The sequence below is a fragment of the Sphingobium sp. AP50 genome (assembly GCF_900109095.1).
In the GTDB taxonomy this organism is placed as follows: domain Bacteria; phylum Pseudomonadota; class Alphaproteobacteria; order Sphingomonadales; family Sphingomonadaceae; genus Sphingobium.
This window is the reverse complement of record NZ_FNYZ01000013.1, coordinates 32869-56360: the sequence shown is the minus strand read 5'-3', so window position 1 is coordinate 56360 and position 23492 is coordinate 32869. Positions and strand designations below refer to the sequence as shown.

The window sequence follows — 23492 nt, the reverse complement described above, 5'->3', positions numbered from 1 at the left end:
GAGAGCCGGCGCAATCTTCAACGCCAACTTCCTTTTCCCTTCTCTCGCCCGCCACACTCGAAGCGCTATCCGTTAGCAATACGGCCCGTGATGACGCGCAGCTTGCGGCAGGCTTCACGCTTGCCCGACAATGCCCGCTCCACCTTGGCCCAGGCCTCTATGTCGGCTGCGGTGATGCATTCCTCATCGGTCGAACGGATATGGAGAGGATGGACAGTGGGAGCACGCATGGTCAACTCTTGGGACTTGGAGGGGCCTCGACTATAGCGCGGTGGCGTGTCAGGAGCATGTCCTCGACATTACAGACAGGCAATGGAACCCAAGGAACAGGCGATGACGGCGACGTGCGAGCGGATCGGAGGCAGGCGCGTCCTCTTCGTCATGGCCGTGGAGGCCGAATATGGGCCTCACCTGCGCGCACGCTTCTCGCCCCTGCTGACCGGCGTCGGGCCAGTGGAAGCCGCCCTGGTTACCGGCATGGCGCTACAGGAACTGGCGCGACAGGATGGACTGCCCGACCTTGTCGCCTGTCTCGGGTCGGCCGGGTCGCGACTTTGCCCGCTGGGCGACATATTCCAGATATCCAGCGTATCCTGGCGCGACATGGATGCGTCCCGGCTGGGTTTCACCAAGGGAGTGACGCCCTTCATCGACCATCCGGTCGACCTGCCGCTGGCGACGCCGCTCGCCCTGCCACTGGCACGGCTTTCCACCGGAGCGAATATCGTGGGCGGGGAGGAATATACGGCGATCGACGCGGACATGGTCGATATGGAGACATTCGCGGTCGCGCGGGCCTGTTCGCGATTCGACGTCCCCCTGATGGGCCTGCGCGGCGTATCGGACGGACCGGGCGAACTGGACCATATCGATAGCTGGACCGCCCTGCTGGGCCTGCTGGACGAGCGACTGGCGACGGCCGTGGACCTGTTGCCGGACGCACTGGGCAGCATCGCCAGCGCAGCCTGATCCTCAGCAGCCGCCCGGCTGTGACACGGTGCCTTTGGGCCAGGATAGCTGGTAAGTGACCAGAAAGCCGTCATGATCCGACAGTTCGGGTCCACTTGGCCCGCCGTCGAACATCGCCTCCACCCGGATCGGCCGAACCGCGACCCTGTCGCCGGGCCAGAAAAATTGCAGATCCTGCGTATCCATCCACGGTTCATCCCCGTCCCAGGACATGCGGACATCGCAGGCTGATGCCGGGTCGGCGCAGACCCGGTGCACCAGATTGAGCGACTGGTAGCGGGAGAAATTCTCCCAGCGCGGTTCGGAATGGCGCATGTTGAAATCGCCACCGAAGATGACGGGATAGGCATCATCATGGGTGCGATCGATAAAGGCCGATGCCTCCAGCGACTGGCGATCATGCGCGGCCAGATTGCGCGGGCCGGGCGCGCGCGAAGCGCCCCGGCTGTTCATATGGGTGTCGTAGATATCGATCGGCGTCGGCACGCCCGGCACCGCGATCCGGGCGAGGACTATCCCCTTATTGGCGAGGCAATCGATCCCCGCACAGGACCGGCGGCCATAGGCATGCATGTCGACCTCGACGATCGGATAGCGGGACGCGATGGCGAGGCCGCTGCCGGTAAAATGCAGGCCGATCTCGCCCCGCTTGATATGCGATTTGCCCGGCAGCGTCTCCCGCGTCACGCCCTTGGCGCGAGTCGTGCGGCGTGGCCCGGTCACGATCGCCGGATAGCCGGTGGCGGCCACCGCCTTCTTGGCGGCGCCGCTGAACATCTCCTGAAACAGGATGATGTCAGGCGCCTGTCCCACCACACGCAGGGCAGACAGGCGATCGCCGATCGCGCGCAGCGATGCCTCGCGCCCTGACCGGGCGGGCCATCCCAGACCCTCGATATTATAGGTCAGCACCGTCAGTCTGGTTGTGACCCGGTCCGTATCGGGGCTGGCGGACAAGGACGGCGGATGCACCACATCGCAACTGGCCGATCGCAATGGCAGGGGGGTGGCGCAGCCTGTCGCCAGCAGCGTGAGCGCCATTGCGGCGGCGGCTGGCAAAGGGACAATCGTCGGCATAGCCCTCCCCTCTTCTTTTCGCGCTATTCGCCCTCGAACGCCATGATCGCCCGCGCCGCAATGCCTTCGGCCTTCAGCGCGGCCATACCGCCCAAATCCGGCAGGTCTATCGCGAACAAGGCCAACAGCACGCTCGCCCCCTGTTCACGCAGCAACTGCGCCGCCGCGACCGCCGTGCCGCCCGTGGCGATCAGATCGTCGACCAGAATGACCCGGCGCCCCTGCGGCACCTGCCCTTCATGCATTTCCAGCCTGTCGGTGCCATATTCCAGGCAATAATCGATGCCGACCGTCTTGCCGGGCAGCTTGCCCGCCTTGCGCACGGGCACGAACCCCTTACCCAGCGCGATCGCCAGCGCCGCGCCCAGAATGAAGCCGCGCGCCTCGATCCCCACGATCAGGTCGGGATCGAGCGGCCGGGCGATATCGGCCAGTTGCGCCGTCAGGTCGCGCAGCCCATCGCCATCGGCAAGCAGGGTGGTGATGTCGCGAAACTGGATACCCGGCTTGGGAAAGTCGGGGATGGTGCGGACGAGGTCGGTCAGATCGCTGCTCATGCGCGCCTCCATAGAGAAAGGGCGCGGCTTCCTCAAGAAACCGCGCCCTTCATCTCGTCGATAAGAAGGAGGTCAGGCCGCCTTCTTCTTGTCCGCCCAGATATTCTTATAGGACATATAGGCCAGACCCGTGGCGATCAGCAGGAAGATGATCGTCGCCAGGCCCGCAGCGCGGCGATTCTCCAGCTTCGGTTCGGCCGTCCATGTCAGGAAGGCCGACACGTCCTGCGCCATCTGGTCCACGGTCGGATTGGTGCCGTCCGTATAGGTCACCTGCCCGTCCGCCGACAGCGGCGGCGCCATCGCCAGATTCAGGTTGGCGAAATAGGGGTTATAATGCAGCCCCTCCGGCGTCTTGGAGTCCGGGAACTTCTTGAGCAGTTCGGCCGGCTGTTCCTGGAAGCCCGTCAGCAGTGAATAGACATAGGCGGTGCCATGGTGGCGCGCCTTGGTCATCAGCGACAGGTCTGGCGGGATCGCATTATTGTTCGCCGCCGCCGCCGCGACATTGTTCGCGAAGGGCTTGGGGAAATGATCGGCCGGAACCGGATCGCGGGTCGCCGGCTCGCCCGTCGCCGGGTCGACCGACGGCGTCTTGATCGCCCATTGCTTGGCGATCGCCTTCACTTCCGCCTCATTATAGCCGAGCGCTTCCAGATCGCGGAAAGCGACGAACTTCAGGCTGTGGCAGGCCGAGCAGACTTCCTTGAACACCTGGAAGCCGCGCTGGAGCTGCCGCTGGTCATATTTGCCGAAAGGTCCGTCGAACGAGAAGGACACATGTTTGGGGGCCAGGTGGAATTCATGCTCCACCGTCTTGGCCGGCGGCTCCGTCACGTAGGAATAGGCACCTACGAGGAAGGAGACGAACAGCCAGCCGGCGAAGAAGAGGCCGACGAGAAATGCGCCGATGCGAACCATAGCTGTCTACCCCTTTATTCGGCCGGGACCGCGGCGGTTTCGCCGTCAGCCTTGGCATATTTCGCCAGCACCGATTCGGTGATCGATCCGGGCAGCGGCAGCGGCTTTTCGAAACGCGCGATCAGCGGCAGGATGATCAGGAAATGCGCGAAATAATAACCCGCGAAAAGCTGCGAGATCATCACATAGGGTTCTTCCGCCGGAGCACCGCCGCAATAGCCCAGAACCAGCACGTCGACGATCAGGATCCAGAAGAATTTCCGGAACATCGGGCGATAATGGCCAGACCGCACCGGCGACGTGTCGAGCCAGGGCAGGAAGAAGAGCAGCAGGATCGATGCGAACATCGCCAGCACGCCCAGCAGCTTGGCCGGCACGAAGAAGAAGTCGACGGTGAAGGCCCGCAGGATCGCGTAGAAGGGCCAGAAATACCATTCGGGCACGATATGCGCAGGCGTCGAAAGCGGATTCGCTTCGATATAATTGTCCGGATGGCCCAGATAATTGGGCGCAAAGAACAAAACGGCCGTGAACAGGATCAGGAAAACGCCAACGCCGAACCCGTCCTTCGCCGTATAATAAGGGTGGAAAGGCACAGTGTCCTGCGGCCCCTGCACTTCCACGCCCGTCGGATTGGAAGAGCCGGGAATATGCAGCGCCCAGATATGCAGGATGATGACACCCGCAATCACGAAGGGCAGCAGGAAGTGCAGCGAGAAGAAGCGGTTCAGCGAGGCGTTGCCGGGAGCAAAGCCACCCAGCAGCCAGGTCTGGATCGGCTCACCCACCACCGGGATCGCACCGAACAGGCCGGTGATCACCTTCGCACCCCAATAGCTCATCTGCCCCCAGGGGAGCACATAGCCCATGAAGGCGGTCGCCATCATCAGGAGGAAGATGACAAGGCCCAGCAACCACACCATTTCGCGCGGCGCCTTGTAGCTACCGAAATAGAGGCCGCGGAAAATGTGGAGATAGACCACGATGAAGAAGAAACTCGCGCCGTTAGCGTGCGCATAGCGCATCAGCCAGCCCGCGTTCACGTCACGCATCGTCTGTTCGACGGTGCTGAAGGCGACCAGATCATTGGCGCCATAATGCATCGCCATGATGACGCCGGTGACAATCTGGATCACCAGCGCCACGCCAGCGAGCACGCCGAAATTCCAGAAATAATTGAGGTTGCGCGGCACCGGATAGCCCGCGCCGATCGCGTTATAGACGAGGCGCGGCAGCGGCAGCTTCTCGTCGACCCACTGCATCAGCGGATGCTTGGGGGTATAATGTTCGGCCCATGGAAAGCTCATGTTCGTCCCCCTCAACCCACAAGAATGGCAGTGTCGGAAGTGAAGCTGAACTTCGGCACTTCCAGGTTCTTGGGGGCAGGCCCCTTACGGATGCGGGCCGCCGTGTCGTAGGACGATCCATGGCAAGGGCAGAAATAGCCGCCGAATTCACCGCGATTCTCGCCTTCGCCGGCGCCGAGCGGAACGCAGCCCAGATGGGTGCACACGCCCATGGTGATCAACCACTGCTTCTTGCCGTCGACCGTGCGTTCCTCCAGCGTCTGCGGATCGCGCAGCGTGGATGGATCGACCTTGTCGGCTTCGGCAATTTCGGCGGGGGTCAATTGCCGCACGAACAGCGGCTGGGACCGGAATGTGGTCTTGATCGCCTGACCCGGCTGGATCGCGGACAAATCCACTTCGGTCGAGGCTTGTGCCAGCACATCGGCGCTGGGGTTCATCTGGTCGATCAGCGGCAGGGCGACGACGACAGCGCCGACCCCTGCAAAGCTCACCGCAGCGATGTTGATGAAATCGCGGCGGCGTACCCCTTCTCCGCCGGATAGACTTTGGCCGTCAGAATGCTCTACGCTCGCCATGCACCTCTACCCTTGCAAGACTTCCCTGTGCACGCCGGGACGCCCTTAACGGCCCTGTTTATCTAGGGATTTGGGATTTCAGCCTGTGACTGCTCCCGCCTTCCCCCCGGCGTGTTCGGAGGGGTGATAACCGGACTGCGCCGCCTTTGCCAGTCGCAATATTACCTAGCCTGTTGCAAATGCTCCTAATGGACTATGGCGCTGCGCCATGCGTATCGCCCTTTATCAACCGGAAATCGCGGGCAATGTCGGCGCCATCTTGCGCCTCGCGGCCTGTTTGTCTGTGCCCGTCGACATCATCATGCCGACCGGGTTCGCCTTTTCGGACGCCCGCCTCAAGCGCGCAGCGATGGATTATGGAGAGTCGGCCGACGTGACCCGCCATGCCAATTTCGCGGCTTTCGACGCCCAGCGCCGCGCCGAAGGCCGCCGCCTGTTGCTGATGAGCGCCCATGCCTCGCAACGCCTGCCCGATGTGCAGTTTCGCGACGACGATATCCTGCTGATGGGGTCGGAGAGCGCCGGCGTGCCGGATGACGTGCGCGATCTGGCCGACATTCGCGTGCGCATTCCGATGGCGCCGGGCTTCCGCTCCTTGAACATCGCCGTGTCCACTGGCATCGCCGTCGCCGAAGCCCTGCGCCAGACCGGAAAGTTTCCCGCATGACCAACCCCGTCCCCACCGTGCCCTTCGCTCTGGACGCCCGGCAGCAGGCGGCACGGACATGGTTCGAATCGCTGCGGGACCGGATCTGTGCCGAATTCGAGGCGATCGAGCGGGAGGCCGGCAGCGACGCCCGTTTCGACTTCACCGCCTGGGACCGGGAGGCGGACGGCCAAGCCCCCGGTGAAGGCGGTGGCGGCGTGCGCGGTGTGATGAAGGGCAAGGTTTTCGAGAAGGTCGGTGTTAACGTGTCGACCGTGGGCGGCGAATTCGCCCCCGGCTTTGCCCAGACGATTCATGGCGCGGCGGACAATCCCGCCTTTTTCGCGACCGGCATCAGTCTGGTCGCCCATATGGCCAATCCGCATGTCCCGGCTGTCCACATGAACACCCGCTATCTGGTGACGACCAAAAGCTGGTTCGGCGGCGGCGCGGATCTCAATCCGCCACTGCCGCGCGACGAGGATACGGCGCATTTCCATGATGTGCTGAAGGCCGCCTGCGACGGGCATGATGCGGACTATTATCCGCGCTTCAAGAAATGGGCGGACGACTATTTCTTCATCCCCCATCGCCATGTACATCGCGGCGTGGGCGGCATCTTCTACGATCATCTCGAATGCACGGACGATGCCGCGTTCGACGCGAATTTCGCCTTCACCCGCGCTGTGGGCGACGCCTTCCTCGCCGCCTTCCCGCCCATCGTGCGGCGCCGCATGGAGGAGGCATGGACGGACGCAGACTATCGCACGATGCTGGAATGGCGCGGCCGCTATGCCGAATTCAATCTGGTGCATGATCGCGGAACCTTGTTCGGCCTCAAGACAGGCGGCAATATCGACGCGATCCTGATGAGCCTGCCACCGATGGCGAGTTGGAGCTGATGCCCTTCATCCCCGTAGAACCCGGCATGGTGGCGACGGTCGTCACCCATCTGGAGATGCGCGACAAGCCACGGCCAGCGCCCATCCCGCCCGCGCCCTTGCGGCTGGTGCCGTGGAAGAGGCCCGATCTTGCCGCCTATCGCACCCTGTTCCGGCGCGTCGGGGAACCCTGGCTCTGGTTTTCCCGCCTCGTCATGAGCGATGCGGACCTTCAGGCCATTCTTCATGACCCGGCGGTCGAGGTCTATGCCGTCACCGATCCGCGTGGCACCGAAGTCGGCCTGCTGGAACTGGATTTCCGGTCGCTGCCGAACTGCGAACTGAGCTTCTTCGGCCTTGTGCCTGAACTCAACGGCAAGGGGCTGGGTCGCTGGCTGATGTCACAGGCGAAATCCCTCGCCTGGCGCAAGGGCGTGGAGCGTTTCTGGGTCCACACCTGCACGTTGGATGGCCCGGCCGCACTGGGCTTTTACCAGAAATCCGGATTCACGCCCTATGGCCGGGAGATCGAGACGTTCGCCGACCCGCGATTGGCCGGCGTCCTGCCGCGCGACGCCGCCCCGCATGTGCCATTGCTGGATTAGGGTTTCACGCCTTCCAGTTGGCGATAGATGCGCGCCGTCAGCACCATCAGATAGACGTTGAGAATACCCGAAGCCAGCGCGACCACCAGATCGGTGACTGCCCGGCCGCTATCCTTGCCCAGCAACAGCGTGCCCACCACGCCAACGGCGGCCTGAACGGCAAACTGGATGATGAAAATCAGCACCATCGAAATCACGAGGAACAGGATCATCCGCCCGACCTGCCCCCGCGTCAGCGCCAGCGATTCCCGCAGCGAGGCGATGACGCCGGAACGACGATCGATCACAACTGCGCTCAGCGGCACCAGTCGCGCGCTGGCATAAAGGATCAGGCCGGTCATCAGCAGGATGGTCAACTGGACACCCGCGCCCTTGCCCAGCGCGACGGCCAGCAATCCACCCACCATCGCCGCCAGAAAAATGGCCAGCACCAGTGCAAGCCCGACGATCGCCGATGCCCCAATAAGGATGCCGAGGCGCGACAGGGCGAGACGGATCGCCTCCCCCACGCTGATCCCCGGCCGCAGCGCCAGGGCATAGACGGACAGGGAACCGATCAGCATGACGACCGCGCCAACGATCACGCCCAGACTGACCGATGCGGGCAGCGGTGGCAGCGACTCCAGCGTCTGGCCCGGCTGCAACTGCATATAATTGGCTGGAATCATCTGCTGGACGATGGCCAGAGGAACCGACAGGAACAGCAGCGCCACCGGAAAGAGCAGATGCCCTTCCCGCTTGATGAAGGCCAGGCTTTCTTCCCATGCCTTGCCGATCGACATTGTCGTCATATCTTTCGCCTGATCTCTGTCCGGAAAATGCAGGCCGAGCCTTGATCGCTCGCCCAGTCCAAGTCAAGGAAGCGTCCATGCCCGATACGCCCCTTCAGCCCTTCCCCGCTTCCGTCGAATGGCGGGTGGACGCCGCCCCCGTCGACTATCCCATCGCCCTTGCCGACATGGAGGCGCGCGCCAGCGCCGTTCATGACGGGCAGGCGCAGGAACGGGTATGGCTGATCGAACATCCGCCGCTCTACACCGCGGGCACCAGCGCCGACCCGGCCGAACTGCTCGATCCACGCTTCCCGGTCCATGCGGCCGGGCGTGGCGGTCGTTATACCTATCATGGGCCGGGCCAGCGGATCGGCTATCTCAACATCGACCTGCGCGAACGGGGCAAGGACGTCCGCAATTTCGTCCATCATCTGGAAGGCTGGATGATCGCGGCGCTGGGCGATCTGGGCATCGCCGCCCGCCGCGCCGAAGGACGGATCGGCATCTGGACCGACGATCGGCAGGGGCGGGAGGCGAAGATCGGCGCGCTCGGCATCCGGGTGCGGCGCTGGGTCACGCTCCATGGCTTTGCGATCAATGTCGACCCCGACCTGTCCCATTTCGGGGGCATCGTGCCGTGCGGGATCAGCGAGTTTCCGGTCACCAGCATCGCGGCGCTGGGCGGTGACACGTCCATGGCGACGCTGGATGCCGCGCTCAAGACACATTTTCCTGCCTTTCTCAGTCGCTTGGCCCGTTGCGGCACGGGGGTTGAGCAATGCGGAACAGGCGGCTAGGGTCGCGCCTTCTTTTCGCCGGGCGGGGGCTGCCGGGCATGACCGCTTTCAAGGAGACCCGGATGCGTCATATCTTTGCCGTCGTGTTGCTCGCCGCCAGCCTCGCCGCCTGTAGCCAAAAGGATGAGGGCGGCAACAAGGTGCAGATGAAGGATATGGAAGTGGTGGATGGCACCGCGACCGACGCCATGACCGATCTGGATGGCGTGCAGAGCGAAGGCACTACCGTCGCCCTGCCCAGCGACAATGCCGCCACCGGTAATAGCACGGCCAAGTCGGCGAGCGAGAAGCCGACCGCCGAAAAGCCGGCCGGTGAAGATGCCGAAGTGCTGGCCGACCAGTAAGAATGTTCAGCGGCGATACAGCCGTCAAACAGGAAAAGACGGCGTTGGAAGATCGCGCGCCGCGCGTGATATTTCCAGAGAGGCGATAGTGATGATGTTCCGTTCCCCCCTGCGCCCCATGATGGCGGCTTTGGCATTGGCGACCCTGCCTATGGCCGCCCAGCCTGCCGCCGCGCAATTTTTCTGGTCGCCGCCCGACTTCAGCACGCCGCCGCTGACAGATGCCGCTGCGGCGACCGCCATGGGATTGCCTGGTGCGACGGCGGGAGAGGTCAAGGCGGGCCTCGCCTGGAACCTGCGCGCCGCGCTGAATGTCGCCGCGCTGCAATGCGATTTCGAACGCACCCTGCTGACGACCGGCAATTATAATGAAGTGATCGCCCACCATGACGCCGAACTGGATGCGGCGCAGGTGACGATGCTCGGCTATTTCCAGCGCACGGTTGGCAAGGGCAAGCCCGGTCAGTCCGCATGGGACATGTATAATACCCGCATCTATTCCAGCTATTCGACGGTGCAGGCACAAAAGGGCTTTTGCCAGACCGCCGCGCAGGTCGGGCGGGACGCGATCTTTGCCGATCGCGGCACGCTGGCCGATGTGGCGCGCAAGGGGCTGGGGTCGATCAAGAAGTCGACCATCGCGGCCGGCGAACAATTTTACGGCACGCCCGGCTATGATTACAGCCTCGCCATGCCCTCCTTCGATCCGAAATGCTGGAAGAAGGGCGTGCTGGAACCCGCCTGTCATCAGGCATGGAATAACAAGGTCGGTGTGAAGCCCTGATATGACATGTATTTCAGGCGGATCGTCACCCGACCGCCGGAAATGTCAGCGCAATCCCAGATATTTATGCGCCTGCACGGTCAGGCGCCATTGCGGCCGGTCCATGACCAGCGCGATCGACGCGCGGGCATTGTCTTTTGCATGGGCATCATCCAGCGGCTGGATCAGATGATGGTCGAAGGCCCAGTCGGCCATCCCGTCGACATCCGCCAGACTATGGCCCTTGCCCGGCTGCGGCCAGACCAGCTTGAGTTCATGCCCCGACCGCTGCACCACATCGCTGCCCGCCTTGGGACTGATACAGATCCAGTCTATCTTCGGATGCGCCGGCAGGGTGCCATTGCTTTCGATCGCGATGGTGAAATCGCGTTCATGCAGCGCATCGACCAGCGCATCGTCAATCTGCAACATCGGCTCGCCGCCGGTCAGCACGATATAGCGGCCATCCGCCCTATCGCCCCAAAAACCCAGCGCCGCATCCGCCAATGCCGCCGCATCCGCGAATTTGCCGCCGCCGAGCCCATCGGTGCCGACGAAATCGGTGTCGCAAAACTGGCAGATCGCCTTTTCCCGATCCTGCTCCCGCCCGGTCCACAAATTGCAGCCGGCAAAGCGCAGGAAGACGGCGCGTCGCCCCGCCTGAACCCCTTCCCCCTGAAGGGTCAGGAACATTTCCTTGACCGCATAGCTCATGACAATCGCCTGCTCAGGGCCGTGCCGCGTAGACGGTGGGATCGGGAAGCCCGGCTTCCTCATAACCCTTCGACCGCAGGCGGCAACTGTCGCACAGGCCACAATGCTTGGCGTCAGGCGTCGGATCATAACAGGACCAGCTCAGCCCCGTATCCAGCCCCAGCCGATAGGCTTCGCGCACGATATCGGCCTTGCTCATATATTGCAGCGGCGTGTTGATGCGGATCGGATGGCCTTCCACCCCGGCCTTGGTCGCCAGCGTCGCCATCTTCTGGAAGGCATCGATAAATTCCGGCCGGCAATCGGGATAACCCGAATAGTCCAGCGCGTTGACGCCGATGAAGATGTCGCTGGCCCCGGCCACTTCGGCCAGCCCCAGCGTCAGCGACAGGAAGATGGTGTTGCGCGCCGGGACATAGGTGATGGGAATGTCCGGACCGACACCATCCTTGGGCACGGCGATATCCGCCGTCAGGGCCGACCCACCGAAGGCCGTCAGGTCGAGCGGCAGGACGATATGCCGGATCGCATTGAGCGATTCGGCCACGCGCGCCGCCGCGCGCAGTTCGACACGATGCCGCTGATTATAATCGATCGACAGGGCCAGCACATGATAGCCGGCCTCACGCGCGAGTCCGCCTGCGACCAGTGAATCGAGGCCGCCCGAAAGCAGCACGACAGCGAATTTTCCAACATTGGCAACCATGGGACCGCGCTACCCCTCGCAACGCTCTAGCGCAAGTCGCTGCGCGGATCGGCGCAATCAGCCACAGGCGCCCACGCGACGCCCTTCGGCGGCAAAGGCGAAGGGCGCACCCTCGGCGATACCCTGCGACCGAATCTGCACCAGATGGGTCGTTTCGATGCGCAGATCGGTACGGCCGTTGCCCGCAGCGGCGCAATCATAGGTGACCGATACCGCATTGGGTGCGTCCGCGACCGTGAAGCTGCGGCAAAGCGCGGGGCCGTGGCGAACCTGTAGCAACTGCCGCAGGTCGGTGACGCACAGCTTGCGGGTCTCCGCACCGTCGCCCCGGTCACGCAATTCCCATTCGCCCGGCTCCAGCGTGCGCAGGGCCGCAGGCCCCGGCGCATTCGCCGCGCCCGGAACCGCTGCCGCAACAGTCGTCGCCATCGTCAATGCTGCCGCGGCACATAGCTGCCGCAGTTTGGTCCTGCTCATATCCAGCTCATTCGCCAAAAGCCGCCGCCCCTGCGGCCGCGACTGTTCAAGTCTCGCCTGCCAGCCAATTACGGCGATTTCATAACCTAAAAGCTGCGATCCGCCTCAATTACAAATATCGTTAACGGCGGGCGGGCAATCAGTGGGTCGCGAAACTGTCTAGAGCGAGCGGGAAAATGCGCGAGCAAAAGGCGCAATCCACGCCGATCACGCCCTGATCATCGGCCATCTCGGCGCGATCCTCGACCGAAAAACGGCCGATCACATCGCGGATATGGGCCAGATCGCACCGGCATCCCTTGGCCATCGCGACCGATTCGGTCACGCGCACTTCCTCTTCCTCATGGAACAGGCGCCACAATATGTCCGTCAGCGGCAGCGCAGGATCGGTCAACTCGTCGTGCTTGAGCGTTTCCGCCAGCACCTGCACATGCTCCCATTCGGGATGGTCATGCCGCACATGCAGCCGCTCACGCCCGACCTCTCCCTCCGGCAGATGCTGGAGCAGCAGACCGGCCGCAATGCAGCCCTCCCCCGCATCATGGCGGGTGGCGATGCGGATCACGCTGGGGATCTGTTCGGACTGGAAGAAATAATGTTCGGCAGCATCGGCCAGCGACTGGCCTTCCAGCGGCACGATGCCCTGATAGCGTTCACCGGTGACCGCCTGATCGAAGGTGATCGCCAGATAGCCCTTGCCGAACAGGCCGAACAGCGACGGATCGGGGCCCATCTCCGCCAGCCGATCGGCATCGAATTTGGCATAGCCGCGCAAGTCGCCATCCTTGTAATCAGCCACCAGCAGGCTGACGACGCCATGTTCGGTCTGCGCCTGAAGCGTCAGTTGCCCGTCCGCCTGCTTGAGCGTGCTGCCCAGCAAGGCGGCCAGTACCAGCGCCGACGCCAGCAATCGCTCCACTGGCGGCGGATAAGCATGGGCGGCCAGCACCTGATCCAGCACCGGGCCCAGCCGCACGAGGCGGCCGCGCGCGTGGCGCGACGGGATGGTGAAGCCAAGGGCCAGGTCAAGATCGGCGGCAGACGTCAATTCACAGCTCCGGTCGTCCGGCACGCACAGCGCCAGACCAAGATTGGGCATCCAGCAATATGGACGGGCCGCCTAGATAGGAAGCCCGCCCGAAAACTCAACCAAGCCGCCCCAGCGCCCAGAGCAGCACGGATTTCTGCGCATGGATGCGGTTTTCCGCTTCGTCCCAGATCAGCGATTGCGGGCCGTCGATCACCGCTTCCACCACTTCCTCACCGCGATGCGCGGGCAGGCAGTGCAGGAATTTGGCGTCCGCCTTGGCCCCTGCCATCAGCGCGGGCGTCACCTGATAGGGCATCATCGCCGCCAGCTTTTCTTCCGCATGGGACTGGCCCATCGAAATCCAGGTGTCGGTCACGACCACGTCCGCACCAGCGGCCGCCTGCGCGGCATCGCGGGTCAGGGTGACGGTCGAACCGGCGGCACGCGCCGCATCGGCAAAGGTCGGATCGGGATCATAGCCTTCGGGAATGCCCATGCGCACATCGAACTTCATCAGGCCAGCCGCCTCGACGATCGAATGCAGCACATTATTGCCATCGCCCAGCCAGGCCCACTGGCTGCCGGGCAAGGCCAGACCATGTTCGACCACGGTCAGCAGGTCGGCGACAATCTGGCAGGGATGCGACAGGTCGGTCAGGCCGTTGATCACCGGAACGGTGGCATAATGCGCCATTTCCTCAATCTTGGCATGATCGTCGGTGCGGATCATGATGACGTCCGCCATGCGGCTGAGCACCCGCGCCGTGTCGGCAATCGTTTCGCCCCGGCCCAACTGGCTGGTCGCCCCGTCCAGGATCAGCGACGTGCCGCCAAGCTGGCGGATCGCCATGTCGAAGCTGACACGGGTGCGCGTCGAATTCTTCTCGAAAATCATCGCCAATGTATGGCCGGCGAGCGGCGCATCGGCGTCCACCCAACCCTTGGGCTTGCCTGCCCGTGCGGCCTTCCGGTCGATGGCATCGGCAATCATGGCGGCGATCGCATCGCCACCCGCGTCGGAAAGATTCAGGAAATGCTTGGTCATGATAACCACCCCTCAACCGTTCGGCCTGAGCCTGTCGAAGCCCTACACTTCTCCAAAAGAAAAGTGCGGCCCTTCGACAAGCTCGGGGCGACCGGAGGTTAGTCTTAGGCCGCCTGCGCTGCCGAGAAGCTCCGCGCGCCGGCGGAAATCTTCTCGATGCATTCGGCGATATGGCTTTCGTCGATGACGAGCGGCGGCAGCACGCGCAGCACATTCTGCCCCGCCGACACCGTCAGCAGGCCATGATGATCGCGCAGATGCCCAACGAAGGTGCGGGCATCGAAGCCCTCCTTCATCTTGACGCCCAGCATCAGGCCCATGCCGCGCACATCCTCGAACATCTCGTCATGATTGGGGATGAGTTGCTCCAGCGCGGCGCGCAGACGTGCGCCCATCGCCTTCACATGGTCCAGGAAGCCGTCGGCCAGCACTTCTTCGATCACGGTCAGGCCGACCGCCATCGCCAGCGGATTGCCGCCATAGGTGGTGCCGTGCGTGCCGAAGACCATGCCCTTTGCCGCTTCTTCGGTGGCAAGGCAGGCACCCAGCGGGAAGCCGGCGCCAATGCCTTTGGCCACCGCGATGATGTCCGGCTTCACGCCATATTGTTCATGAGCAAAGAAAGTGCCGGTACGGGCATAGCCGCACTGCACTTCGTCCAGCACCAGCAGCAGCCCATGCTCGTCGCACGCCTTGCGCAGCCCCGCCATGAATTCCTGCGTCGCAGGCGTCACGCCGCCCTCGCCCTGCACCGGCTCCAGCAGGAAGCCGGCGGTATTGTCATCGATCTGCGCCAATGCGGCGTCCAGATCATTGAAAGGCACGACCGAGAAGCCCGGCAGCAGCGGCTCGAAACCGTCACGCATCTTGGGCTGGCTGGTCGCGGAAATCGCGCCCAGCGTCCGGCCGTGGAAGGCGTTGTCGAAGCTGATCAGCTTGTGCCGATGCGCCTGCCCATTGGCATAATGATAGCGACGCGCCGTCTTGATCGCGCATTCGACCGCTTCGGCACCTGAATTGGTGAAGAAGACGGTGTCGGCGAACGTATTGTCGACCAGCTTCTGCGCGAACTGCTCACCCAGCGGCATGCCATACAGGTTCGACACGTGCATCAGCGTTGCGGCCTGATCGGCGATCGTCTTGACCAGCTTGGGGTGGCCATGGCCGAGCAGATTGACGGCAATACCGGCCGCGAAATCGAGATAGCGTTCTCCGCGCTCTCCGATCAGATAGCAGCCCTCGCCTCGTACCGGGCGAACATCACACCGGGGGTAAACGGGCATGAGCGGCGAAATCGACATGGGCCTTCCCTTTCTGGGCTGATGATGCGCGTCCGATGCGCATTGGATATAACGCAAAAAGGCGACCCCCGCCGGGCCGCCCTTTTGCGAGCACCGCCTATACAGACGGCCTTATGGTCGCGCAACCCCGCCCGACAGGCGGGATGCTGTTGGAATCAGCGTCCGATCTGACCCCATGCGTCGGCGATTTCCTCGATCATGGCGCGCGCCTGATCGACCGGCGCGGCCGACCGTTCCTTCGCGCCCACCAGCAACAGACGACGCGCTTCGCGATAGATCTGGGACAGACCGACAGCGACATCGCCGCCCTTGTCATAATCCAGGCTGGATTCCAGCGCGAACAGGATCGACATGGCGCGTGCCTGCTTGTCCGACACCTTCATGCGATCGCCCTGACGCTCGGCCAGCGCCGCCGCTTCCAGCGACAGCAGCAATTCGTCGAACAAGATCTTGACCAGCCCGTGGGGCGTGGCGCTTTCGGTACGGCTGCCCGAATGGACCGCTGCATAACGCCGCGCCGCCGCGCCACCTGCATAACCCTGATTGTAGAACATTGTCTGCAAAGTCCCTGATTAACTGTCGCTATTGTTCCAGGCTTCGATCTGCTGATCGAGATAGCTCTGGGTTGCCTTGAGCGCGGTCAAGCGCGTTTCCATCGCCGAATAGATGGCCGTCAGATGCTCCTCATAATTGGTCATCTGTTCGTCCAGCTTTTCAAGCTGTTCGGTATATTGGGTGGCCAGCTTGTCGTAGCGCTCCTGCGCCAGCTTCATTGGACCATCATCTTTTTCGATATTGTCGCGGACGCTATCCATCAGCTTGGCCAGACCCGGACTTGCCGTGGTCGACGTCTTGGGATTGACCATGTTGGTCACGCCTTCCGGGTCAGCCTCCAGAGCGGCGGCCAGACGGTCCGTATCCAGCGTCAGCGTGCCATCACGATTGGTGCTCACGCCGATGTCGGCCAGCGTCTTGTAGGTGCCGGTCGCGCTAAGCTGCGTCGAGGTCAGCGCCGCAAGCTGGCGCTTCATGTCACGCACGCTCGACACGCCGTTCAGCACGCCGGCGCTGGACGAGTCCGCACCGGTCGCCGTGGCGGTATTCAGCGCGCTCATCAGCGTGTTGTAGGCGCTGACATATTCCTTGAGCAGGTCGGCAAGACCGGCAGTCGGCTGCGTCATCGACAGGGTGACGGTCGATCCGCTCGAAACCTTGTTCAGGTCGATCCGCAGATAGTCGATCGCATCGTCGATGGTGTTGCTGGCATATTCATAGGCCACGCCGTCCAGCGTGATCTTCGCATTTTGCGGCGCCGACGTGCTGCTCATCGTGCTGCTGTCGGTGCCGCCCCAGCCCAGATTGGCGAGTACGCTACCGCTATCGGTGGCCGTGGTGGAGATGCTGAAATCATTGGCCGCGCCGGTTTCGCCCTTGAAGACGAGACGGGTGCCGTTGGCATCTGTGACGACACGGGCGGTCACGCCGCTATTCGAAGCGTTGATGGCGGAGGCCAGCCCCGAATAGCTGTTGTTGGTGGAATCGATGGTGATCGTGGTCGTTTCACCCGAAGCCGTGGTGATCGTGAAGCTGCCGGTGCCGATCGCGGTGCTGCTGGTGGCGCCCGACGTGCTGCTGGAAGACAGGACGCGCGCAGTGGCAAGCTGATCGACGGTCAGCTGCGCGGGCAGGCCGGACGGCGTGCCGCCGCTGAGCAGGCTGACCGACGCGATGCTGGTGTCGTTCGAACTGGGCGAACCGGTATATTCGGTGCCGGACAGGACTTCGCTCAAGGCGTCAGCAAAGGTATCGAGCGAACTGATCGCCGAAGCCAGCGCCGAAATACGCGACGTATTCAGAGTCTGGTTGCTGGTGATCGCCGATTGCTTCGGCTCACGCGTCGCACTCACCAGGCTGGAGACGAGCGCCGACGTATCGATGCCGGACCCTGCGCCCAGGCTGGTCAAGATGCTGCTGCCTATCGAAGTCATGGGCCGTCCTTTCAAGAGGTAGAACGGCGGTAGCGAGAAGACCTTTAGGAAAGATTTTCAGCTTGGAAAATCAGGCGAAAATCAGGACAGAGAGGCGATCTGATCGACCATGGCCCGCGACACATGGGCCTGCGCCGCATGGCTGTAGGATGCGCGCTCGACGATCCGCTTGGCCACCGCTTCGGCATGTTCCACCGCCTCCTTGCTGGCGGGCAGCAGCGGAACGATCACGATCGGTTTGGGGATCATGGTCTGAATAGCATTGGCCGCATCGGTGACGCCCGTGCTGCCGGCATTCAGGCCGGACAATATGTCGGCGATGCGGGCATGCACCTCCACATATTCGGCGATGCTGGCCAGATCCTGATCCACATCGGCGACATTCTGCTCTGCCGCCGCGCGCGAATCCGCATTGGGCGCGTTGCTTGCGCGACTCGCCGTGACAGGTTGAACGGCCTGCGCCGGTGCAGACGCGCGAACGACCGTCCGGTCGACCGGCGATAACTCCGCACGGGATATATATTCATCCATGACGCATACCTTAAATGCGTCCCCATGAACCAATTACGGATGGGTGGGCCTAAACTTTAATTCACTATTTGATTTTTTTGTAAGGCCTTGTCGCGCCTTACATTTTTTTACCATCGGCGTCGAAACGCAGGTCTTCGGGCACGGTAATGAACGGCCGGTCCAGTTCGCTCGCCATCCGGTTTTCCACGCGGAAGACGAAGGCCAGCACCGTCGCCACCGCCATATAGAGGCCTTCATTGACGATCTGCCCGGCGCGCGACGTGAAATAGATGGCACGGGCCAGATCGGGATATTGCAGCACCGTGACGCCATTCGTATCCGCCAGTTCGCGGATTGCCGCCGCGATCGCATCGCATCCGCGCGCCACCACCAGCGGCGCCGCATCCTGCCCCGGCCGATAGCGCAGCGCGACGGCGAAATGGGTCGGATTGGTGATGATGACGGTCGCTTCCGCCACCGCCTTGCGCGTCGATCCGCTCAACACCTCGAACTGCTTCCGGCGGATATGGCCTTTCAGCTCGGGTGAACCTTCGCTTTCCTTATGCTCGTCCTTGATATCCTGCTTGCTCATGCCCAGCCGCTTGGCGCGCTGGAACATCTGCGCCGGCACGTCGATACCAGCAATCAGGAACAGGCCGCCCGCCATGACCAGGCAGGTGAAGATGAAGATGTTGCCCAGATCGGCCATGGCCGGCGCGATCCCGGCCTTCCCCAGCCCGACAATCTCGGTCAGCCGGTCCCAGATCAGCCAGGCGCCGATGCTGCCGAGCAGGCCGACCTTGGCGATAGACTTCACCAATTCGATCAGCCCCTGCATGCCGAAGATACGCTTCAGGCCTGCCAACGGATTGAGCTTCTCCGGCTTGGGCGCGAAAGCGCCGGGGCGGAACCCCAGCGATCCGAGCAGGGCCGGCGCCGCGATCGCGGCGAGGAAGGTCGCCAGCATGACGCCGGCGACCGGCAGAGCAATGCCCTTGAGCAGTTCGAAGCCCCGATCGACCGGCGAAAAATCGACGATATCGTCGCGCTTGAACCGCAGCCCTTCGATCAGCATGTCCGACAGCGCGTCGATCAGCGATGGCCCGATGACGGCGATGCAGCCGATGCCCGCCATGACGACCAGCGCCGTGCCCAATTCGCGCGACTGAAGGATATCGCCCTTCTTGGCGGCATCCTGCAATTTCTTCTGTGTCGGCTTTTCGGTCTTTTCGCCGCCCTCATTGCCGCCGGCCATATCAGCGGCCCTCCGAAATGGAGCGGGCCTGTTCCAGCCCGGCCTTGAGCGACGCGGTCAGACCCTCCGCCAAGATCGGCACGGCGACGGCGAGCAGCATCAGTCCCGCCATCATCGCCACAGGCATGCCGACGGCAAACAGGTTGAGCGCCGGCGCCGCGCGCGACAGCATCCCCATCACGATCTGCACCAGCACCAGCGCAAAGGCGACCGGCAGGGCGACAGTGACCCCCGCGCCCAGCAGCGATCCGCCAAATTCGATCAGATGCCAGATCGTGTCGTTGGAGATCAGGCCCGCACCCGGCGGAATGGCGACATAGCTTTGCACCAGAAAGCTGATCAGCAGCAGATGCCCGTCCATGCCGAGCAGCAGGAAGGTGGCAAGGATCGACAGGAAGGTGCCGAGCACCTGCGTCGACTGGCCCGAAGCGGGATCGACCATCGCCGCGAAATTGAGGCCCATGGCCGTGCCGATCGTCTCCCCCGCGACAAAGGCGGCGGCATAGCCGATCTGCACGGCGAACCCCATCGCCATGCCCGCCAACACTTCGCCCGCGACCAGCATCACACCTTCGAAGCTGGCGACGCCATCATGGGGCAACTGGATCGTCACGCTGTTGAGCGCGGCAAGGCCAAGCGCCAGGGACAGGATCAGGCGCAGTTGCAGCGGCACGCCGGGCGCACCGAAGACCGGCGCAGCAATGAAGGCCGCACCCGGCCGGATCATCGCGATCAGCCAGATCCACAATTGCGTTTCGACGCCGGTGAAACCGGGCGCGATCATTGCAACAGGTCCGGAATCCGCTCGAAGATTTCGCGGGTAAAGTCAGCGATCAACACCATGATCGACCCGCCGAACAGCGTCAGCATCGCGCCCACGACCAAGATCTTGGGAATGAAGCTCAACGTCTGCTCATTGATCGACGTCGCCGCCTGCACCATGCCGATGATCAGGCCCGCGATCAGCGCCGGGATCAGGATGGGCGCAGCCGCCAGCGCCGTGATCCACAGCGCCTGCTGGGCCAGCCCCATGAAGAAATCGGCGTTTTCCACGCGCTCTTACCTCAAACCGTTCGGTTCGAGCCTGTCGAGAACAGTTCTCGACAGGCTCGAACCGAACGGGAGAAAAGGATTGAAAGACTCATGTCGCGAATGACCCCGCCAGCGACCCCATGGTCAGCGCCCATCCATCCACCAGCACGAACAGTAGCAGCTTGAACGGCATGGAGATGATGGTGGGAGAGAGCATCATCATGCCCAGCGCCATCAATGTCGACGCAACGACAAGATCGATGATCAGAAACGGCAGGAAGATCATGAAACCGATCTGAAACGCCGTCTTGAGTTCGCTGGTCACGAAGGCCGGCAACAGGATCGAAAAGGGAATGTCAGCAGGCGAGCGGAAGGCAGGCGCCTCGGCCAGCCCCTGAAACAGCTTCAGGTCGCTCTGCCGGGTCTGCTTGGTCATGAAGCCATGCAGCACCTTGCCCGACCGGCCGACCGCTTCCTCGATGCTGATCTGCCCCTTGCCATAGGGGTCGAAGGCCTGCGCATTGATCGTGTCGATCGCCGGGCGCATCACGAACAGCGACAGGAACAGGGCCAGCCCCACCAGCACCTGATTGGGCGGCGTCTGCTGCAGGCCCAGCGCCTGCCGCAACAGCGACAGGACGATGATGATGCGGGTAAAGCTGGTCATCATGAGCACCAGCGACGGCAGCACCGTCAGCAGGCTCATCAGGATCAGGATTTGCAGCGACAGCGACATCGAACGGCCGTCGCCCGAAATCTGGCCCATCGCCCGGCTCAGCGCACCGCCATTGTCGACGGGGGCCGTGGGCACGGCCTGCGCCAGCGCCGGTTCCACCAGTGCAAATCCGGCCGCGATCAGCACGCCGCCGATCAGCAGCATCTTACCGCGCACGATAGGGGTCGCCTTCCGCGATCTTCTCGATCCGGCCGCGGGTAACAGCGACCAATATCTTCTTGCCCTCAAATTCCACCACGGCCAGCTTGCCGAAGGCGCCCATCGGTAGCGCTTCGAGCAGCTTGAGCGAGCGATCCCCCTGCCCGGCCATCATGCCGGGCTGATATTTGCGCCACAGCCACAGCGCGCCAAAGGCCATGCCGCCCACCAGCGGCAGCAGGATCAGCAGTTTGACGAAATACCAGAACATGGATGGCTGCCCGCAACTATGGTTAATATCCGCCTGCGTTCCGCCGTTTCCAGCCTGAACGCAAGCGCAAAAATCAGCCGCGCCGCTCGATGCCGGCCAGACGATTCTCGGTCGCGGCAATATCCACGATGCGGATGCCATAGCGGCCGTTGACCGTCACCACTTCGCCCTTAGCGATCAGCGCGCCATTGACCATGATATCGAGCAGATCGTCGGCCTGACGGTCCAGTTCCACGATGCTGCCTTCGGCCAGGTCCATGACCTCCGCCAGCCGCAGCGATGTCGACCCGACTTCCACCGACATGCGCACCGGAATGTCGGCCAGCAGCTTGAACTGGCGATTATTGTTCATCCGGCTGACCGGGTCTTCGATCCGGTCCATCCGGGGGGCTTCGCTCATGTCGCTCATTGATCGGGTTCCTGTGCAAGCTTTTCAATCTGGAAGGCGGCGCGCCCATCCTGTTCGCCGATCGTACCATGTGCGACGATGCGGTTGCCGACGATCAGCGGCAGCGATCGGCCGATGGTCACCGGAATGACGTCCCCGACCTTCAATTCCATCAGGTCGGCAAGGGAGAGATTGGGCCGCGCCAGCACGGTGCGGGCAGGCATGCGGATATCGCGCATCCGGCGGGCGATGCGTGCCTGCCAGACGGGATCGCGATGCTCCTCGTCGGTCGGCATGTTGGTGCCGGTCAGCGCCTCGATCACGCGTAGCGCGGACAGAGGGAATAGCAGGTCGATCGGCCATTCCTGATCGCGGGTGATGGACACGATGAAACGCTGCAACACCATCTGGTCGCCGGGCTGGGCAGCGGCCGCATAGCCGACCGCGCTTTCGCGCAGGATCAGCCCCTGTTCCAGCGGCAATATGTCGGTCCAGGTTTCGACCATCCGGGCGGTGATGGTGTCGGCCAGCCGGGCGATCAGCCGGTCTTCGGTCGGCGTGAATTCGCCGCGCATGGGCAGCGGACGGTTGCCGATGCCCCCATAGAAACAGTCGACAAGCGTGGAGATCATCGCCGCGTCCATGCGCAGCAGCATCTGCCCCTTCAGCGGCAGCAGGCGATAGATGGACAGGCTGCAAAAGGCGGGGACTTCCGCCGTCCAAGCCCCGAATTCGAGCACGCGCGTATCCTGCGCCGTCACGAGCGGGCGCACGCCGGCGATCGGTTCGATCAGCGCACGGATACGCCGGCCGAGCTTTTCGCCCAGCCGGTCCAGTCCCGACAGCATGATCGGCGCCTGCGTTTCCCCGCGCCCGAAGGCGTAGGCCTTTACATCCGTCATCTTGGTCCCCTGCCGCGCAGGGTCAGGGGATATCCCGACCCTGTTCAGGCAGGACCATAAATAACGAAAATGGTAAAATTCAGGTTAATAGCCCCCGGTTGCGGGCTGGCTTACTGGATCACGAAGTTCGTGAAATAGACGTTATCGACGCCGCCATAGCCGGTCTTTTCCTTCAGAACCGCGTTTACGATATCGCGAATTTTCTTCTGGAGCATCTGCTTGCCCTGCGGCGTGTCGAGCACTTCCTGCGGCTGCTGCGCCAGCATCATCAGCACCTGGCTGCGGATCGGCATTTCATGCTGCTTGATCGCGGCAATCACCCGATAGTCATAATAGGTCGATACTGCGACGGTGATCTGGGCGAAGGCGTCCGTGTCCGACATGTTGGACGTGAAGGGCGCCTGAAGCTGGAAATAGGTCGCCTGATAGGCGGACGGATTGGCAGGCGTGGGCAGGTCGATGCCCTTGCCGGGCGCATGGCCCGCAGACACGACATGATCGCCGCCAGCAGCATGGCCGCCGCCTTCGCCACCACCGCCGCCACCTTCACCGGCCCAGCCATGGGCGGTGGCGATCGCCTGCGCATCCTCACCGGCCAGAACCAGCACGGGCTTGTTGGGATCTTCCTTCGGGCCTTCGGCCTTCGGGCTGAAGAAGCCGGCAGCATAAAGGCCACCTGCTGCGCCCGCACCGCCCAGAACGACACCGGCGACCAGCAGCAGGATCATCTTCATGCCCCCGCCTTTTTTCTTCTTGGCCTTCGGCTCATCGCTCATTGCAT

At 63.1% G+C, this 23492-nt stretch carries 31 protein-coding genes; 7 read left to right on the top strand and 24 right to left on the bottom strand.

Going from position 1 to position 23492, the window contains the following annotated elements; all coding sequences use genetic code 11:
• Window positions 1–65: 65 nt before the first annotated feature.
• Window positions 66–230 carry a hypothetical protein gene (locus BMY84_RS29840; RefSeq protein WP_177204080.1) on the bottom strand — a complete coding sequence of 55 codons (165 nt, stop codon included), beginning with the start codon at window positions 228–230 and terminating at the stop codon, window positions 66–68.
• A 103-nt stretch (window positions 231–333) separates the two neighbouring features.
• Between BMY84_RS29840 and BMY84_RS18950 the strand changes: the two genes are divergently transcribed.
• Window positions 334–969: a 5'-methylthioadenosine/S-adenosylhomocysteine nucleosidase gene (locus tag BMY84_RS18950; protein WP_093085862.1), complete on the top strand. Its 636-nt coding sequence runs from the start codon at window positions 334–336 to the stop codon at window positions 967–969.
• Between the two features lie 3 nt (window positions 970–972).
• On the opposite strand, the gene BMY84_RS18945 is transcribed toward BMY84_RS18950, so the two are convergent.
• The 5 genes from BMY84_RS18945 to petA form a co-directional block, all read right to left on the bottom strand.
• Window positions 973–2046, bottom strand: coding sequence for an endonuclease/exonuclease/phosphatase family protein (locus BMY84_RS18945; protein ID WP_093085731.1), 1074 nt, complete (start codon window positions 2044–2046; stop codon window positions 973–975).
• A gap of 23 nt (window positions 2047–2069) precedes the next feature.
• On the bottom strand, window positions 2070–2603 hold the full coding sequence (locus BMY84_RS18940) for an adenine phosphoribosyltransferase (RefSeq protein ID WP_093085861.1): 534 nt from the start codon (window positions 2601–2603) through the stop codon (window positions 2070–2072).
• A gap of 72 nt (window positions 2604–2675) precedes the next feature.
• On the bottom strand, window positions 2676–3524 hold the full coding sequence (locus BMY84_RS18935; protein ID WP_093085730.1) for a cytochrome c1: 849 nt from the start codon (window positions 3522–3524) through the stop codon (window positions 2676–2678).
• 14 nt (window positions 3525–3538) lie between these two features.
• A complete protein-coding gene (locus BMY84_RS18930; protein WP_093085729.1) occupies window positions 3539–4831 on the bottom strand; it encodes a cytochrome b in 1293 nt (430 codons plus the stop codon).
• A gap of 11 nt (window positions 4832–4842) precedes the next feature.
• On the bottom strand, window positions 4843–5409 hold the full coding sequence (gene petA / locus BMY84_RS18925; protein WP_093085728.1) for a ubiquinol-cytochrome c reductase iron-sulfur subunit: 567 nt from the start codon (window positions 5407–5409) through the stop codon (window positions 4843–4845).
• A 208-nt stretch (window positions 5410–5617) separates the two neighbouring features.
• Between petA and BMY84_RS18920 the strand changes: the two genes are divergently transcribed.
• Genes BMY84_RS18920 through BMY84_RS18910 form a run of 3 tightly spaced genes read left to right on the top strand, consistent with a single transcriptional unit; the run spans window position 5618 to window position 7541 of the window.
• Window positions 5618–6076 (top strand): tRNA (cytidine(34)-2'-O)-methyltransferase, encoded by a 459-nt coding sequence (locus BMY84_RS18920; RefSeq protein ID WP_093085727.1) that lies wholly within the window; start codon window positions 5618–5620, stop codon window positions 6074–6076.
• Window positions 6073–6957, top strand: coding sequence for an oxygen-dependent coproporphyrinogen oxidase (gene hemF / locus BMY84_RS18915; protein WP_093085726.1), 885 nt, complete (start codon window positions 6073–6075; stop codon window positions 6955–6957). The genes BMY84_RS18920 and hemF overlap by 4 nt, the downstream gene beginning before the upstream one ends.
• The gene (locus BMY84_RS18910) at window positions 6957–7541 is read left to right on the top strand and encodes a GNAT family N-acetyltransferase (protein WP_093085724.1); all 585 of its coding nucleotides are present in this window, start codon (window positions 6957–6959) and stop codon (window positions 7539–7541) included. Before hemF ends, BMY84_RS18910 begins: the two co-directional genes overlap by 1 nt.
• Here the strand turns inward: BMY84_RS18910 and BMY84_RS18905 are convergent.
• Window positions 7538–8332 carry a hypothetical protein gene (locus tag BMY84_RS18905; RefSeq protein ID WP_143075090.1) on the bottom strand — a complete coding sequence of 265 codons (795 nt, stop codon included), beginning with the start codon at window positions 8330–8332 and terminating at the stop codon, window positions 7538–7540. The two genes, BMY84_RS18910 and BMY84_RS18905, sit on opposite strands and share 4 nt — an antisense overlap.
• Before the next feature lie 77 nt (window positions 8333–8409).
• Here BMY84_RS18905 and lipB point away from each other — a divergent pair, with 77 nt between their 5' ends.
• The 3 genes from lipB to BMY84_RS18890 all read left to right on the top strand — a co-directional run bounded on the left by lipB (window position 8410) and on the right by BMY84_RS18890 (window position 10239).
• Window positions 8410–9111, top strand: coding sequence for a lipoyl(octanoyl) transferase LipB (gene lipB, locus BMY84_RS18900; RefSeq protein WP_093085721.1), 702 nt, complete (start codon window positions 8410–8412; stop codon window positions 9109–9111).
• A 62-nt stretch (window positions 9112–9173) separates the two neighbouring features.
• Complete coding sequence (locus tag BMY84_RS18895; protein ID WP_093085720.1) at window positions 9174–9455, top strand: hypothetical protein; 282 nt, start codon at window positions 9174–9176, stop codon at window positions 9453–9455.
• A 91-nt stretch (window positions 9456–9546) separates the two neighbouring features.
• On the top strand, window positions 9547–10239 hold the full coding sequence (locus BMY84_RS18890; RefSeq protein WP_093085719.1) for a hypothetical protein: 693 nt from the start codon (window positions 9547–9549) through the stop codon (window positions 10237–10239).
• A gap of 45 nt (window positions 10240–10284) precedes the next feature.
• Here the strand turns inward: BMY84_RS18890 and queE are convergent, their stop codons facing one another.
• The 17 genes from queE to fliL all read right to left on the bottom strand — a co-directional run bounded on the left by queE (window position 10285) and on the right by fliL (window position 23487).
• Complete coding sequence (gene queE / locus BMY84_RS18885; protein WP_093085717.1) at window positions 10285–10932, bottom strand: 7-carboxy-7-deazaguanine synthase; 648 nt, start codon at window positions 10930–10932, stop codon at window positions 10285–10287.
• A gap of 13 nt (window positions 10933–10945) precedes the next feature.
• Window positions 10946–11638 carry a 7-cyano-7-deazaguanine synthase QueC gene (gene queC / locus BMY84_RS18880; RefSeq protein ID WP_093085716.1) on the bottom strand — a complete coding sequence of 231 codons (693 nt, stop codon included), beginning with the start codon at window positions 11636–11638 and terminating at the stop codon, window positions 10946–10948.
• Window positions 11639–11695: 57 nt separating this feature from the next.
• Window positions 11696–12115: a DUF3617 domain-containing protein gene (locus tag BMY84_RS18875; RefSeq protein ID WP_093085715.1), complete on the bottom strand. Its 420-nt coding sequence runs from the start codon at window positions 12113–12115 to the stop codon at window positions 11696–11698.
• A gap of 139 nt (window positions 12116–12254) precedes the next feature.
• The gene (locus BMY84_RS18870; RefSeq protein ID WP_256215313.1) at window positions 12255–13163 is read right to left on the bottom strand and encodes an Hsp33 family molecular chaperone HslO; all 909 of its coding nucleotides are present in this window, start codon (window positions 13161–13163) and stop codon (window positions 12255–12257) included.
• Window positions 13164–13260: 97 nt separating this feature from the next.
• Window positions 13261–14190: an ornithine carbamoyltransferase gene (gene argF, locus BMY84_RS18865; protein WP_093085712.1), complete on the bottom strand. Its 930-nt coding sequence runs from the start codon at window positions 14188–14190 to the stop codon at window positions 13261–13263.
• Window positions 14191–14294: 104 nt separating this feature from the next.
• A complete protein-coding gene (locus BMY84_RS18860; protein WP_093085710.1) occupies window positions 14295–15491 on the bottom strand; it encodes an aspartate aminotransferase family protein in 1197 nt (398 codons plus the stop codon).
• 155 nt (window positions 15492–15646) lie between these two features.
• Entirely contained in the window at window positions 15647–16045 is a 399-nt protein-coding gene (gene fliS, locus BMY84_RS18855) for a flagellar export chaperone FliS (protein ID WP_093085709.1), read from the bottom strand.
• A gap of 18 nt (window positions 16046–16063) precedes the next feature.
• Window positions 16064–17479, bottom strand: coding sequence for a flagellar filament capping protein FliD (fliD, locus tag BMY84_RS18850; RefSeq protein ID WP_093085707.1), 1416 nt, complete (start codon window positions 17477–17479; stop codon window positions 16064–16066).
• 81 nt (window positions 17480–17560) lie between these two features.
• Window positions 17561–18010, bottom strand: a complete 450-nt coding sequence (locus BMY84_RS18845) for a hypothetical protein (protein ID WP_093085706.1) — start codon at window positions 18008–18010, stop codon at window positions 17561–17563.
• Window positions 18011–18107: 97 nt separating this feature from the next.
• Window positions 18108–19244: a flagellar type III secretion system protein FlhB gene (gene flhB, locus BMY84_RS18840; protein ID WP_093085704.1), complete on the bottom strand. Its 1137-nt coding sequence runs from the start codon at window positions 19242–19244 to the stop codon at window positions 18108–18110.
• 1 nt (window position 19245) lies between these two features.
• Window positions 19246–20028: a flagellar biosynthetic protein FliR gene (gene fliR, locus BMY84_RS18835; protein WP_093085703.1), complete on the bottom strand. Its 783-nt coding sequence runs from the start codon at window positions 20026–20028 to the stop codon at window positions 19246–19248.
• Entirely contained in the window at window positions 20025–20297 is a 273-nt protein-coding gene (gene fliQ, locus BMY84_RS18830; protein ID WP_093010967.1) for a flagellar biosynthesis protein FliQ, read from the bottom strand. The genes fliR and fliQ overlap by 4 nt, the downstream gene beginning before the upstream one ends.
• 88 nt (window positions 20298–20385) lie before the next feature.
• Window positions 20386–21156, bottom strand: coding sequence for a flagellar type III secretion system pore protein FliP (fliP, locus tag BMY84_RS18825; RefSeq protein WP_093085702.1), 771 nt, complete (start codon window positions 21154–21156; stop codon window positions 20386–20388).
• Between the two features lies 1 nt (window position 21157).
• A complete protein-coding gene (locus BMY84_RS18820; protein WP_093010973.1) occupies window positions 21158–21421 on the bottom strand; it encodes a FliO/MopB family protein in 264 nt (87 codons plus the stop codon).
• A gap of 73 nt (window positions 21422–21494) precedes the next feature.
• Window positions 21495–21830: a flagellar motor switch protein FliN gene (gene fliN, locus BMY84_RS18815; protein WP_093010976.1), complete on the bottom strand. Its 336-nt coding sequence runs from the start codon at window positions 21828–21830 to the stop codon at window positions 21495–21497.
• Window positions 21827–22711, bottom strand: a complete 885-nt coding sequence (locus tag BMY84_RS18810) for a flagellar motor switch protein FliM (RefSeq protein ID WP_093085700.1) — start codon at window positions 22709–22711, stop codon at window positions 21827–21829. Before BMY84_RS18810 ends, fliN begins: the two co-directional genes overlap by 4 nt.
• 110 nt (window positions 22712–22821) lie before the next feature.
• The gene (fliL, locus tag BMY84_RS18805) at window positions 22822–23487 is read right to left on the bottom strand and encodes a flagellar basal body-associated FliL family protein (protein WP_093085699.1); all 666 of its coding nucleotides are present in this window, start codon (window positions 23485–23487) and stop codon (window positions 22822–22824) included.
• Window positions 23488–23492 lie beyond the last annotated feature (5 nt).